A 13,667-nucleotide genomic window follows, 5' to 3' on the forward strand; every position below is an offset into this window, starting at 1 on the left:
CGCTGCCGACAGCCACTTGCTAGCGTCCGCGTCTGGCGACACGATCCGCCCATCGCCCACGATCACGGCGGCAGCGGGCAGGGACCAGAAGTCGAGGCCGATTGAACCAGTAAATCGTTGCGACCGACGCTGCCGACGCCAACGTGAGAGCTATCAGGGATTTCTCAGCGACGAGCCACGAAGCGGCTGTCATGATCAGACCGCAGGTGAGGGCGAGACCAGATGCCTGATAGGGGACTGCCTCGGCAGCGACCGCTGTCAAGCCTCCTCCGTTTCGTGTTGATCAGTGGTTCGGTCGCTCAGCGGGTAGTGGTGCTCAGGTTGCCGACGCCGCGCAGCTCGGCGAGGGCCGAGGCGACCCCGTGCAGCAGGTCGGTCGCCTCGGTCAGCCGGGCCGCCGCCGGGTGTTCGGTGCCCGGTCGCGCGTTCTCCGCCACGTAGCCGGCGGCGGCCACGACCAGCCGCTCGTACGCCGCGACGCCGCTCTCCAGCTGAGCGCTGAGCGCCGCGTGGGCCTCGGCCAGCGGCGCCCGCGCGTCGGGCGGCGCGAGCCGCAGCGCACGTTCGACGCTGGCGACCCGGGCGGCGAGGTCCCGCAGCGACCGGTCGGCCGCGGCGGCCTCGGAAACGGCCGGCTCCGCCAGCCCGGTCAGGCGCGTCGTCATGCCGGCGAAGGTGAGTGCGGCCCGGTCCAGCCGGGCGAACGGCTCGGCGGCGCTGGTGCCGCGCAGCGCCACCCGCGACCGCATCCGGCGGACCTCGGCGAGCACGCCCGGCCCGACGGGGAGCCGCTCCACGGCGGCGACCAGCCGGGCCCGGGAGCGGGCCGCCGCCTCGGCCGGGTCGAGTGGGGGCGGGGCCGGCCGGGCGGTCAGCGCCCGCAGGTCGATCCACCGCCACGCCGCCAACGCCACGGCGCCGCCCGCGCCGGCGGCCCACGCCGCGTCCGGCAGGCCCAGACCGGCGTACGGCGTGAGCACGGCGGCGGCGCCGCCTAGGCCACCGGCCAGCACGCTCCACCGGCGGGCGGACCGCCGCAACCGGCCGAGCCGCCGGAAGTACCGCGTACGCTCGTCTGCCACGTCGCCTCCTCGACCCGCCCGCTCAGCCGGCGGCTGTGGTGTCCCCGCTGCCGCGTTCGCGGCTCATGCTGGCCCGGATCTCGTCGAGCCGGGCGGCGGCCGCCGGGTCGGCGGCCGGTGCCGCCGGGGCGGCCTGCTCGGGCCGGGCCACGGCCGGCCGCTCGGCGGCACCGCCGAGCTTCTCCCCCGCCATGCTGGCGCGAATCTGTTCCAGCCGGGCGGAACCGGCCGAATCCAGCGTCGCCTTCTGGATCTCCAGCATGCGTCCCTCGACCGAGTTGCCGGCCAGCTCGGCGCGGCCCATCGCGGTGGCGTACCGCCGCTCGATCCGGTCGCGGACCTCGTCCAGGGTGGGGGTGGTGCCGGGCGCGGTGATCGCGGACATCGACTCCAGCGAGGCGGCGACGCTCTCCTGCATCTTCGCCTGCTCCAGCTGGCTGAGGAGCTTCGCCCGCTCGGCGAGCTTCTGCTGGAGGATCATCGAGTTGTTCTCGACGGCCTTGCGGGCCTGCGCCGCCGCACCGAGCGCCTGGTCGTGCAGGGTCTTCAGGTCCTCGGTGGCCTGCTCGGCCGAGACCAGCTGGGTGGCGAGCGTCTGGGCGGACTGCTCGTAGCGCGACGCCTCGGCCTCGTCGCCCTTCGCGCGGGCCTGGTCGGTCAGCACCAGGGCCTGGCGGGCGTTCGCCTGCAACCGCTCGACCTCGGACATCTGACGGGACAGCTTCATCTCCAGCTGCCGCTGGTTGCCGATCACCGCGGCGGCCTGCTGGACGAGCGCCTGGTGCTGGCGCTGGGCCTCCTCGATCGCCTGCTGGATCTGCACCTTCGGATCGGCGTGCTCGTCGATCTTGGCGCCGAAGAGCGCCATCAGATACTTCCAACCCTTGACGAACGGGTTCGCCATCTCCGCGGTATCCCCTCAGTAGCGTCGCGCCGCCCGTGGCCGTCCGTCCGCGGTGCGGCAGTGGCTCCATCGTCCCAGGCGGATGCCAGTGCGGCATCCCTACGTGACGAGCGGGGTCGCCACCGTCGCGATCAACCCTACGCGGCGTACGGGTGACCGGCCATGACGAGAGCCGGTAAACCAGGGTCGAGCCAGGGTCGCCCGCAGGTGGGCCCGGGGCGCGGACGCCGGCCGGTGGGTCAGGCGGCGCAGACCACGTCGCGGTCGGCGGGGCGCACCCGGGTGCTGCGCAGGGTGGCCTTGAGCGGCGAATCCTGCCGGACCTGGACGGAGACCGTGCCGTCGGAGGAGACCTGACGGACACCGCGCCCGGCGGCCTTGCGCACGGCCGGCGGCGGCACCGGGGTGGACTGCTCGACCGGCTCGTCCTGGACGGGAACCAGCACGCCCGGCATCTGTTCGGCGAGGGCGACCGTGTCGCTCACCTCGCGCAGCAGCTCGGACAGGCGCGCGCCCAGCGCGTCGCAGATGGCGGCCAACAGCTCGCTCGACGGCTCCTTCTGGCCGCGCTCGATCTCGGAGAGGTAGCCGAGGCTGACGTTGGCGGCGGAGGAGACCTCGCGCAGGGTGCGGTGCTGCCCCTGCCGGCGTGCCCGCAGCGCGTCACCGATCACCCGGCGTAGCAGGACCATCGCACCTCCCCTGGGGAACACCACTCCCGCACCGACGGCCCGGACCCTCCGGCCCCGGGCCACCAAAGCCTTCCCGCAACCGTACCCGTTGCGCGCCCGGCCGACATCCCGCCCCGCCCGTCGGAATCGGACGATCCCTCACCGCGGGGCGGCACCGGCCGGGTCGCGCCCGGCGGAAGCGGAGTCGACCGGGCTGCCACCGTCGGCGTCGTGGAGCCGGTCGGCCAGCAGCCGCAGCGCCTCCACGACGGCGGCCGACCGGATGTGGTCGCGGCCACCGTCCAGGTCCAGCTCGCGCACCGCGCTGCCGGACGGGCCCGCCACGGCCACGTACACCAGCCCGACGGGCTTGCCGTCCTGCGGTTCCGGCCCGGCCACCCCGGTCGTGGCGAGGGCCCAGTCGGCCCCGCACCGCCGCCGCCCGCCCTCCGCGAGCGCCACCGCGACGTCCGGGTCGACCGGTCCGCGCTCGGCCAGCAGGTCCTCCGGTACGCCGGCCAGCCCCGACTTCAACTCGGTGGCGTAGACCACGAGACCGCCGCGGTAGACGCTGCTGACACCGGCGATCTCCACGATCGCCCCGGCGAGCAGGCCGCCGGTCAGCGACTCGACGGTGGCGAGGGTCTGCTGCCGCTCGGCGAGGCTGTGCACCGCGCCGGCTGCGGGGCTGCCGACCGGCCGATCGCCGTGGGCGTCCGTCTCGATCTCCATGCCGACCTTCCTTCCCCCGGCCCGGCCGCGGTACTCGTCGGGCCGGGCGGCGACCGCTCAGCCGGTGCGCCGGCGCAGGCGAACGGCCTGGGCGACGTAGTCGAAGCCGGTGACGACCGTCACCGCCACGGCGGCACCCATGATCCAGGGGCCGACCGCGGCCAGGGCGGCGGGCATCGGCAACAGGTACCAGGCGATCGCCAGGATCTGGAGGGCGGTCTTGATCTTGCCACCCCGACTGGCGGCGATCACGCCGCGGCGGATCACCCAGAACCGCAGCGCCGTGATGCCCAGCTCCCGCGCGAGGATCACGACCGTCACCCACCAGGGCAGCCGGTCGTACCAGGAGAGCAGCAGCAGGGCGGCGCCGGTGAGCGCCTTGTCCGCGATCGGGTCGGCCACCTTGCCGACCGACGTGACCATGCCGAACCGGCGGGCGATCCACCCGTCCACCAGGTCGGTGACCGAGGCCACCGCGAAGATCGTGCAGGCGGCGATCCGCCAGCCCGGGTGGCTCATCGCGGAGACGACCACGGACGCCGCGAACACCGGCACCAGCACCAGCCGCAGCAGCGTCAGCCCGTTGGCCGCGTTCAGCACGGACACCCGGGCGACCACCGGGGCCGAGGCCGGCTCCGCCGCCCCGGTCACCGCGGCACCCCGCTCCGACCGCCGTGGCCGACCTGGCACCTCACCACGTGGCTCCCTCGCTCCGTCCGGGCCCGCCGTCACCGTTCCGCGCCGGGCGCCGCCGAGATCATCTCATCCGGTACGGCGACCAGGTCGACTCCCTCGGTCGCGGTGACCGTCGCGCGGACCAGGTCACCGGGGCGCAACGCGGCCAGATCCACCCCGCCGCCGGGCGGCGCGACCAGGGTGGTCGAGCCGTCGACCTCGGGCGCCTGGTGCGCGGCACGCCCCTCGACCACGCCCTCGTCGACCGAGTCGACCAGGACCTCGACCGTCGAACCGAGCCGCTCCTCGGCCCGCTGGGCGCACAGCTCGTCGGCCAGGGCGCTGAGCTTGTCGTACCGCCGCTTGACGGTGGCGGCCGACACCTTGCCCGGGAGGCCGGCGGCCTCGGTGCCGTCCTCGTCGCTGTAGTCGAACACGCCGATCGCGTCCAGGCGCGCCTCGCTCAGGAAGCGGACCAGCTCGGCCACGTCGGCCCGGGTCTCCCCGGGGAAGCCGACGATGAAGTTGCTGCGGGCGCCGGCCTCCGGGGCCAGGGCGCGGGCGCTGCCCAGCAGCTCCAGGAAGCGGTCGGTGGAACCGAAACGGCGCATCCGGCGCAGGACCGGCTCGCTCGAATGCTGGAAGGACAGGTCGAAGTACGCGGCGACGCCCGGCGTCGTGGCGATCACCTCGACCAGGCCGGGCCGGGTCTCGGCGGGCTGGAGGTAGCTCGCCCGCACCCGGACGATGCCGTCGATGGCGGCGAGCTGCGGCAGCAGCTTCTCCAGCGCCCGCGGGTCGCCGAGGTCCTTGCCGTACGAGGTGGAGTTCTCGCTGACCAGCACCAGCTCGCGCACCCCGGTCTTGGCCAGCCACTCGGCCTCGGCGAGCAGCTCATCCGGCGTACGGGAGACGAACGCGCCGCGGAAGGCGGGGATGGCGCAGAACGCGCAGCGCCGGTCGCAACCGCTGGCCAGCTTGAGGGAGGCGACCGGGCCGGTGTCGAGCCGGCGCCGCAGCACCGGCCGCAGGTGCGCCGGGGTGTGCTCGTCGGTCTCGACGGCGGCGCGGGTGCCGTGCCCGGGCAGCGACACCGCCGCCTCCCGGCGCTTGACCGGGGTGAGCGGCAGCAGCTCGCGGCGGTCGCGCGGAGTGTGCGCGTCGACCGCGTCACCGGCGAGCACCGAACCCAGCCGCGCGGAGATGTCGGGGTAGTCGTCGAAGCTCAGCACCGCCTGCGCCTCGGGCAGGCTGTCGGCCAGTTCCCGCCCGTACCGCTCGGCCATGCACCCGGCCGCCACCACCTTGGCGCCGGTGTCGGCGGCGGCGAGGAGGGTCTGGATCGAGTCCTGCTTGGCCTTCTCGACGAACCCGCAGGTGTTCACGACGACCACGTCGGCGCCCTCACCGTCGGTCGTGACCTGCCACCCGTCGGCGTGCAGGCGGGCAGCCAACTCCTCCGAGTCGACCTCGTTGCGGGCGCAGCCCAGGGTCAGCAGGGCGACGCGACGGCCGTCGGCGGGTGAAGGGGAGGTGGCAGACACCATCCGAGGGTACCGGGCCGGCGGGCGGTCGCCGTGACGGCGGGCCGCCGGCATCGGCCAGCTCACCCGTCCGTCCGTCGGCGCGCGACGTGCGGCAGGTCGCGGGATCCGACCGTCCGGAGGGCGCGAGATGCCGCATCGCGCGGCGGGGCGACCGCCGGCGGGGCCGGTCAGGCCGGGATCGCCACGCGGACCAGGCGGTCGAGCAGGAAGACCTCGGTGCCGGCCAGCCCGGTCGAGCAGAAGACCGACACCTGGTCCGCGGCGGTCCGGCCGGGGACCGCCCCCGCCAGCACCGCGCCCAGATCACGCAACCGACCGGCGTACGGGGGCAGCGCGGCGAGCATCGGCGGGGCGTACGCGGTCGCCTGCGCGGGCGAGTCGGTGACCAGCACGTCCGCCCGGTCGAGCAGGTCGGCGCCGAACTCGTGGCGGTCGACCTGCTTGAAACCCACGGCGTTGACGTGCGCGCCCGGGGCGAGGTCGGCGGCGTCGAGCACCGGCGTGGTACTCGTCGTGGCGAGCACCACGACGTCGCGGCCGGCCACGGCGGCCCCGGCCGATCCGACCGCGCGGGCGGGAACGCCCAACTCGGCGCGGACGCGGGCGGCGAACGCCTCCCGCCGGGCGGCGGAGCGGCTGTGCACGGTCACCTCCCGCAGCGGCCGCACGGCGGCGGCGGCCCACACCTGGGTCCACGCCTGCCGGCCGGAGCCGACCACGCCGAGGGTCGCCGCGTCGGGGCGGGCCAGCGCGTCGACGGCGACCCCACCGAGTCCCCCGGTACGCCGGGACCCCAGCTCCTCCCCGACCGCGACCGCCCGGACGGCGCCGGTCCGCCCGTCGTGCAGCACCACGACCTGCTCGCTCTCCGGATGCCCGAAGGTGTCGTAGGAGCGGTACCCGTACCACTCGCCCACGAGATGCCCGGCGGTGAGCACCATCCGCCCCCCGTCGAGCGTGGCGGCGGCCCGGGGCGGGGCGACCAGCCGACCCTCGTGCGCGGCCCGGAGCGCGTCCCGCATCGCCGCGACGGTCGTCGGTGCGTCGAGCGCGGCGGTGACCTCGGGGTCGGCGAAGAGCAGTGGCATACCGGTCATACTGCAAGTTGAATTCAGGTTGAGGTCCACTCGTGGTGGTCGGGATCACCGCACGCGGTTCGCGGCTCGCTGCTCGGCCCGGGCTCCCGTGCCCACCGCCGGTGCTACGGTCGTCGACGGCGGCTCCGGCCGCCCCGGACGAGTGGTGGGCGTACCCGGTCAGACCAAGACGCCCCGCGTGACCCGCAGAATCGACTCGTCCCGGCCCCCGGCGGTTCGGGCGGCCCGCACAGAGGTGACCCGATGGCCTGGATCGTTCTGGTGATCTCCGGACTCCTGGAGACGGCGTGGGCGATCGCCCTCGACCGCAGCGCGGGCTTCAGCCGGCCCGTCCCGTCGGCGGTCTTCGCCGTCACCCTCGTGCTCAGCATGGCCGGCCTCGCGTACGCGTTGCGCGACATCCCCGTCGGGACCGGGTACGCGGTCTGGGTCGGCATCGGCGCGGTCGGCACCGCCGTCGTCGGCATGGTCGCGCTGAACGAGTCGGCCAGCCTCCCCCGGATCATCTGCCTGCTGCTGGTGGTCGCCGGCGTGGTCGGGTTGAAGATCTACCACTGACGCCGCCAGGCGTAGCGGATGACCACAGCGGGTAGAGATCGGCCAGCACCGAGGACATCTCACCCACCACGGAGGACACCATGGCCGACATCCACAGCACCGCGCGCCCCCGCAGCGGCGCGGCCCGCGTCTGCACCATCCTGAGTTTCGTCTTCGCCGTCATCGCGATCCTGTTCCTGCCGCCGCTGTTCGGCCTGGCGGGCATCGCCCTGGGCGTCGTGGGCGCGGTCCTCGGCGACAAGCCACTCGGCTGGTACGCGGCCGGCGCCAGCCTGGCCGGCATGATCATCGGCATGCTGATCGGAGCGGCGCTCTACAGCTCCTGACCCACTCCGCTCCCCCGACGCCACGGGCCCGCCGTACCGGCAGGCCCGTGGCGTCGTCCGGTAGGCGACCCGGAGCCGTCGTCACTCATCGCCGCCACGCAGGCCGGTCAGGACCTCCTCCAGCTCGTCCGGCTTGACGAGCACGTCGCGGGCCTTGGAGCCCTCGGAGGGACCCACGACGCCGCGCGTCTCCATCAGGTCCATCAGCCGGCCGGCCTTGGCGAAGCCCACCCGCAGCTTGCGCTGGAGCATCGACGTCGAGCCGAACTGGGAGGTCACCACCAGCTCGACCGCCTGGACCAGCAGGTCCAGGTCCTCGCCGATGTCCTCGTCGATCTTCTTCTTGCTCTCCTGCGCGACGGTCAGCACGTCCGGCCGGAACTCCGGCTCGCGCTGGTCCTTGCAGAACTTCACCACGTCGGTGATCTCGCGCTCGGTCACCCACGCGCCCTGGATGCGGATCGGCTTCGACGCGCCCATCGGCAGGAAGAGGCCGTCACCGCGGCCGAGCAGCTTCTCCGCGCCGGGCTGGTCGAGGATGACCCGGGAGTCCGCGAGGGAGGAGGTCGCGAAGGCCAGCCGGGACGGGACGTTGGCCTTGATCAGGCCGGTGACGACGTCGACCGACGGCCGCTGGGTGGCGAGCACCAGGTGGATGCCGGCGGCCCGGGCGAGCTGGGTGATCCGGACGATCGAGTCCTCCACGTCGCGGGGGGCGACCATCATCAGGTCGGCCAACTCGTCGACGATCACCAGCAGGTACGGGTACGGCCGCAGCTCCCGCTCACTGCCCGGCGGCGCCTTGATCTCGCCGTTGCGGACCTTACGGTTGAAGTCGTCGATGTGCCGGACCCCGTTGGCGGCGAGGTCGTCGTACCGCATGTCCATCTCGCGGACCACCCACTCCAGCGAGTCGGCGGCCTTCTTGGCGTTGGTCACGATCGGCGTGACCAGGTGCGGGATCCCCTCGTAGCCGGTCATCTCGACCCGTTTCGGGTCGATGAGCAGCAGCCGAACCTCGTCAGGAGTTGCGCGGGTCAAAATGGACACAAGCAATGAATTCAGGCAACTCGACTTGCCGGCGCCGGTGGCCCCCGCGATGAGGATGTGCGGCATCTTCGCGAGGTTGGCCACCACGTAACCGCCCTCGATGTCCTTGCCGAGCGCGACGACCATCGGATGGTGGTCGCTGGTGGCCGTCCGGGAGCGCAGCACGTCGCCGAGCGCCACGTTCTCCGGGTCGGTGTTCGGGATCTCCACGCCGACCGCGCTCTTGCCCGGGATCGGGCTGAGGATCCGGACGTCCGGCGACTTCACCGCGTACGCGATGTTGCGGGAGAGCTGGGTGATCCGCTCGACCTTCACACCCGGGCCGAGCTCCACCTCGTACCGGGTGACCGTCGGGCCCCGGGTGAAGCCGGTGACCGCGGCGTCCACGTCGAACTGGTCGAAGACGCCGGTCAGCGCGGCGATCACCTCGTCGTTGGCCTTGCTCCGGGTCTTCGGGGCGGCGCCGCTGCCCAACAGGTTCGCCGGCGGCAGCGTGTAGTCGCCGGCCAGCCCGGTCAGGGCGAGCTGCTCGGCCCGCGTGGGCAGCGGCGAGTGCTCGGGCGGCTCGGCCGGCTTGCGGCTGGCGGGCACCTTGGCCGGCGGCTTGCGGGGCAGCACGAGGGTCTCCTGGAGGTCGGCGCCCTCCAGGTCGCCGTCGAAGTCCTCCGGATCCAGCGGGGGCGGCATCCGCTTCGCCGGGCGGCGGCGGGCCGGCTTGTCGGCCGCCTCGTCCGTCTCCTCGGCCGGCGGCGTGCCGACCACCGCGCCGGCCAGCAGGCCCAGCCGCTCGGGGATCTTGTTGATCGGCGTGGCGGTGACCACCAGCAGCCCGAAGACCAGCAGCAGGACGAGCAGCGGAACCGCCACCCAGGCGGTCACGGCCCGCTCCAGCAGGCTGCCGACACCCGCGCCGACCAGGCCGCCGGCGAAGTCCCGCTGGACCGGGTCCACCGGGTCCTGCCCGATGTGCAGCATCGCGGCGGTGGCGACCAGCATGGACCCCCAGCCGACCAGGCCACGACCGCGGTGCTCGGGATCGGCGGGCTGCCGCATCAACCGCCAGGCGCCGATCATCAGCAGCACCGGCACCACGATGGCGATGGCGCCCAGGAAGAGCCGGACGCTGTCGGCCAGCCGCTGGCCCACCGGCCCCGCCCCGGAGAACCAGATGCCGACGGCGCTGAGCAGGGCGAGCCCGAGCACCAGCAGCCCGGCCCCGTCGCGCCGGTGCTCCGGGTCGAGGTCACGGGCCGAGGCGGCCTGCCGGCCCACCGCGCGGACCCCCCAGCCCACGCCGTGCGCCAGGCCCATCCACAGCGCACCGAGAGCACGGCCGAGATAGACGGCTGGGCCCGGACGGGTGGCCGTGGTGCGGCGCCGGGCCGGCGTACGAGTCTTCTTCGCCGGCTGACGGGCACGACTGTTCGTGGTGCCACGCGGCGACGCGCCGCGCCGCCGGCTCGCCTGAGAGGTACGGCCCGCCATAGCATCAACTTAACGGCGGTACCCGGCAGATCGCCGCTTTTCCGGGTCGTGTCCGCGCGTCGTCGCGCGAATCCGCCGCCGGTCGTGATATCCGCCTCAGAAGGGATGCCCCATGGCGTCGCCGATCGCGGACGGTGCGGACCGCCCCCAGGCCGGGTACCCGGGTGCGCTGCGCCCGCTGACCGGCGAGCTGATCGCCACGGTGCTCGCCGGTCGCGGGTACGCGGTCGAGACCGACCCGGCCGGCGACCTGGTCGGCCGGTGGGCCGACAGCCTGATCTGGTTCCTCCGCCCGGGCACCGCCGGGGAGCTGCTCCAGGTACGCACGGTGTCGGCGCCGACGTTCGCCATCGAGTACGTCCCGGCTCTGCACGCCTTCTGCAACGCGTGGAACCACGACCGGCTCTGGCCGAAGGCGTTCGTGCACGTCGAGGACGACGGGCGCGCCCGCGTCTGCGGCGAGGTCATCACCGACCTGGAGCACGGCGTGACCCCGCACCAGCTCGACCGGCTCCTCCACTGCGGCATCTCCGCCGGCTGCCAGCTCGCCGCCGAGGTCGCCCGCCTGCCCGGCGGGATGCTGCCGTGACCGGGCAGCCCGGCGGCCGGGGGCTGGAGGAGTTCGGCTGGCCGGGCTGGCTGCCCGGACGCCGCCGGCCGGAACGGGACCACCGCGCGCTCGCCGAAGAGCTGGCCGACGTCCGGGACTCCCCCGACGGCGAGACACGCGGCGCCGAGCTGGAACGGATCGCGGCGCGCGCCGACGCAACCGGTGACGACCGGTCGGCGCTGGACGCCCGGCTCGCCCTGATCGAGTCGTACCTGCTGCACGGTCAGCGGTGGCGGCTGGTCGAGCCGGTCCGCCGCTGCCTCGCCGCCGCCGATCGCCGACCGGACCTGCTGCCAGCCGGGGGCCGGGAGCTGCTGTCGCGCTACCAGCGGTACGCCGTGGAGGCCCTGCTGGGCAGCCCCCGCGTCGGGCTGGACCAGGCCCGTGCCCTCCTCGACGACCTCGCCGCCGCCGACGCCCCGGTGGTCGCCGAACTCCGCTGCCGGATCGCCGACCACCTCGGCGACGAGCCGGCCGCCCGGTCCTGGTACGACCGCTGGGTGGCCGCCGCCCCCGACCCGACGGACGGCTGCGCGGAGTGCGCCCGGGTACGACGGGCGGACCTGCTCGCCGGGTGGGGCGACTGGCGGGCGGCGCTGGACGAGCTCGCCGGCGCCGGCCGGTCGGACTGCACCGAGGCGCCCGAGCGGGCGCTCGCCGCCGGCATGCTGCCGTGGCTGCGGGCCGGCGAGCCGGAGCGGGCCGCGGCGGCGCACGTCCAGGCGTACCGGCGGCACCGGCGCGAGCGGGCCGCCTTCCCGTACCTCGCGGCCCACCTGCGCCTCTGCGCCCTCGCCGGGCATCCCGGCCGCGGGCTGGACATCCTCGCCGAGCAGCTGACGAGGCTCGACCACGCCGACGACGAGCTGTCCGCGATGGAGTTCGCGGCGGCCGGCGCTCTGGTGTGTGCCGTCGCGACGGACGCGGGACTGGGCGGGCGGACGGTGCACCGGCCGGCGTCCGGGTCGCGGCCCGCCGCCGACCTGGACGTCGAGGCGCTCGGCGCCGCCCTGCTGGACCTGGCCACCGGCCTGGCCGGCAGCTTCGACGCCCGCAACGGCACCGGTCACCAGTCCGGTCGGATCGCGTCCTGGTTGGCCGAGCGGGCGCGGGCCGGGCAGGCGCTGGTCGCTCCGGTGCCGTGGCCTCCCGACTGGGTCGGGGACGACGATCCGCCGGACGACGGCCCGGCCGACGACCCGCCGGACGACGCGCCGGTCCCGCTCAGCCTGGCGCTCGTCACCGCCGCCCTGGAGCGGCGCGGCGACAGGTACGTCGTGGACGCCGCCGACACCGTCGTGGGGCGCTGGGGCGAGGCGCTCATCCAGGTGCGGCGGGCCGGCGAACGTGGCGAGATCCTGCACGTCCGCACCGTGGCCAGCCGCCGGCTCCCGGCGTCGCGGCGGGCCGAGGCGTACGCGTTCTGCAACTCCTGGAACCAGGACCGGCTGCTGCCGACCGCGTACGTGCACGACTCCGGGGACGAGCTGGTGCTGGCCGGGGACGTCAGCACGGACCTGTCGCACGGGGTGGCCCCGGTCCAACTGGACGTGCTGCTGGAGTCGGCGGTACGCACCGGCTCGGCGTACGCCGACGCGGTGGCCGCCCTGCCCTGACCCCGCCCTGCCCTGACCCCGCCGGGCCCGGTGGTCCCGGACCCGGCGGGGTCGGCGACCACTACCGGGTGTTGCCCGTGGTCACCAGGGTCAGCCCGTTGACGTCGAGGATCTCGCGCAGCGGTTGGAAGAACGTGGTGCCGCCCACGGTGCAGTCGCCGGAGCCGCCGGAGGTGACGCCCTGCGCCTGGTCGCCGGAGATCCAGGAGCCGCCCGAGTCGCCCGGCTCGGCGCACACGTTCGTCCGGACCAGCCCGGTCACCGTCCCCTCCGGGTAGCGGACGGTGGCGTTGCGGGCCTGGACGACGCCGCAGCGGGCGCCGGTGGTGGAGCCGGATCGGCAGATCGACGCCCCGACCGGCACCTCCTGCGCACCGGCCACCGGAACCGTCCCGCCGTTGAAGTCGTTGACCACCGGCTGCGGCGTCCACGCGTTGTTGACCTCGACGACCGCCCAGTCGTCACCGGGGAACGACGAGGCCCGGAAGACGCCCTGACCGACGCCGTTCGCCCCGTCGGTCCGGGAGCCCACCCGGCCGCAGTGGCCGGCGGTCACGAATCCGCCGACCACGGAGAAGCCCACCGAGCAGCGGCCCGCGCCGTCGATCGTGAAGGGGTCGCCGCCGCGGACGTCGAACAGCAGCCGGGGCTCCTCGGCGGACGCGTCCACCCGGACCGCCTGCCGCGGTACGCGGGTGCGGTCGACCAGCCGCCAGGCCGCCTCCTCCGAACCGGGGCGGGCGAGCACGACCAGCGAGTTGTCGGCGACGTCGACGTACCAGCCGGACACCGCGTCGGACGCCGATCCGCCGGCCCGGTCCAGCCGGGTCTTGAACGTGTCGAGCTGCCCGACGCCCCGGGCCACCACCTTCGGCACCGCCCCGGCGGCGCGGACCCGCTCGGCCTGCGCCCGGTCGGCGACCGCGACGTTGAGGGTCCGACCGTCCGCGCCGAGCCAACTGCCGCCGTAGTCGGCGCCGAGATCGTTCCGCAGTTCGCTGACCACCCCGGTCGCCCAGCGCTCGGTGGCGAGCCGCTCCGTGACCTGGCCCGGGCTGAGCGACAGGTCCCGCCGCATCGCGTCGACCACCTCCGGCGCGACGTCACCGGCCGCCGGGGCGGCCGTACCGCCGCGGGGGGTGGGCTCCTCCCCCGCGAAGGACGGCAGTGTCACTGCCGCCGCCGCACCCACCGTCGCCACCATCACGCCGATGGCTGTCAATCGTCTGCGGTCCATCCGTCACGCTCCTCCCGGCCGGCGCGGTCACGCCCGCCACGACGGAGTACGGGAGCGGCGCCGGGACGGTTGAAGGA

The 13,667-nt window shown here is 74.7% G+C and carries 13 protein-coding genes and 1 riboswitch; of the genes, 4 read left to right on the forward strand and 9 right to left on the reverse strand.

Annotated features, from left to right (window positions below; all coding sequences use genetic code 11):
* Nucleotides 1-299: 299 nt before the first annotated feature.
* The 7 genes from pspM to ACN26Y_RS00395 all read right to left on the reverse strand — a co-directional run bounded on the left by pspM (nt 300) and on the right by ACN26Y_RS00395 (nt 6,699).
* Complete coding sequence (pspM, locus tag ACN26Y_RS00365; protein WP_422734062.1) at nt 300-1,082, reverse strand: phage shock envelope stress response protein PspM; 783 nt, start codon at nt 1,080-1,082, stop codon at nt 300-302.
* 22 nt (nt 1,083-1,104) lie between these two features.
* Nucleotides 1,105-1,986: a PspA/IM30 family protein gene (locus ACN26Y_RS00370; protein WP_366597933.1), complete on the reverse strand. Its 882-nt coding sequence runs from the start codon at nt 1,984-1,986 to the stop codon at nt 1,105-1,107.
* Between the two features lie 239 nt (nt 1,987-2,225).
* Nucleotides 2,226-2,678: a helix-turn-helix domain-containing protein gene (locus ACN26Y_RS00375; RefSeq protein ID WP_155333512.1), complete on the reverse strand. Its 453-nt coding sequence runs from the start codon at nt 2,676-2,678 to the stop codon at nt 2,226-2,228.
* A gap of 138 nt (nt 2,679-2,816) precedes the next feature.
* Entirely contained in the window at nt 2,817-3,383 is a 567-nt protein-coding gene (locus ACN26Y_RS00380) for a CinA family protein (RefSeq protein ID WP_370463376.1), read from the reverse strand.
* 63 nt (nt 3,384-3,446) lie between these two features.
* Nucleotides 3,447-4,040, reverse strand: coding sequence for a CDP-diacylglycerol--glycerol-3-phosphate 3-phosphatidyltransferase (pgsA, locus tag ACN26Y_RS00385; RefSeq protein ID WP_155333514.1), 594 nt, complete (start codon nt 4,038-4,040; stop codon nt 3,447-3,449).
* Nucleotides 4,041-4,117: 77 nt separating this feature from the next.
* Nucleotides 4,118-5,611, reverse strand: coding sequence for a 30S ribosomal protein S12 methylthiotransferase RimO (rimO, locus tag ACN26Y_RS00390; protein ID WP_422734063.1), 1,494 nt, complete (start codon nt 5,609-5,611; stop codon nt 4,118-4,120).
* 167 nt (nt 5,612-5,778) lie between these two features.
* Nucleotides 5,779-6,699, reverse strand: a complete 921-nt coding sequence (locus ACN26Y_RS00395; RefSeq protein ID WP_155334368.1) for an ornithine cyclodeaminase family protein — start codon at nt 6,697-6,699, stop codon at nt 5,779-5,781.
* Between the two features lie 122 nt (nt 6,700-6,821).
* Nucleotides 6,822-6,887, forward strand: a riboswitch (guanidine-III (ykkC-III) riboswitch).
* A 64-nt stretch (nt 6,888-6,951) separates the two neighbouring features.
* Between ACN26Y_RS00395 and ACN26Y_RS00400 the strand changes: the two genes are divergently transcribed.
* Together ACN26Y_RS00400 and ACN26Y_RS00405 are read left to right on the forward strand one after the other, a co-directional pair.
* Nucleotides 6,952-7,266, forward strand: coding sequence for a DMT family transporter (locus ACN26Y_RS00400; RefSeq protein WP_155333516.1), 315 nt, complete (start codon nt 6,952-6,954; stop codon nt 7,264-7,266).
* An 80-nt stretch (nt 7,267-7,346) separates the two neighbouring features.
* Entirely contained in the window at nt 7,347-7,592 is a 246-nt protein-coding gene (locus ACN26Y_RS00405) for a hypothetical protein (RefSeq protein WP_155333517.1), read from the forward strand.
* Between the two features lie 81 nt (nt 7,593-7,673).
* On the opposite strand, the gene ACN26Y_RS00410 is transcribed toward ACN26Y_RS00405, so the two are convergent.
* Entirely contained in the window at nt 7,674-10,127 is a 2,454-nt protein-coding gene (locus ACN26Y_RS00410) for a DNA translocase FtsK (RefSeq protein ID WP_155333518.1), read from the reverse strand.
* A gap of 112 nt (nt 10,128-10,239) precedes the next feature.
* Between ACN26Y_RS00410 and ACN26Y_RS00415 the strand changes: the two genes are divergently transcribed.
* Both ACN26Y_RS00415 and ACN26Y_RS00420 read left to right on the forward strand, forming a co-directional pair.
* A complete protein-coding gene (locus ACN26Y_RS00415) occupies nt 10,240-10,716 on the forward strand; it encodes a YbjN domain-containing protein (protein WP_155333519.1) in 477 nt (158 codons plus the stop codon).
* Nucleotides 10,713-12,353, forward strand: a complete 1,641-nt coding sequence (locus ACN26Y_RS00420; protein WP_155333520.1) for a YbjN domain-containing protein — start codon at nt 10,713-10,715, stop codon at nt 12,351-12,353. The genes ACN26Y_RS00415 and ACN26Y_RS00420 overlap by 4 nt, the downstream gene beginning before the upstream one ends.
* A 61-nt stretch (nt 12,354-12,414) precedes the next feature.
* On the opposite strand, the gene ACN26Y_RS00425 is transcribed toward ACN26Y_RS00420, so the two are convergent.
* Nucleotides 12,415-13,590, reverse strand: a complete 1,176-nt coding sequence (locus ACN26Y_RS00425; protein WP_155333521.1) for a S1 family peptidase — start codon at nt 13,588-13,590, stop codon at nt 12,415-12,417.
* Nucleotides 13,591-13,667 lie beyond the last annotated feature (77 nt).

It is taken from the genome of Micromonospora sp. WMMD558, from assembly GCF_049315255.1.
In the GTDB taxonomy this organism is placed as follows: Bacteria; Actinomycetota; Actinomycetes; order Mycobacteriales; family Micromonosporaceae; genus Micromonospora.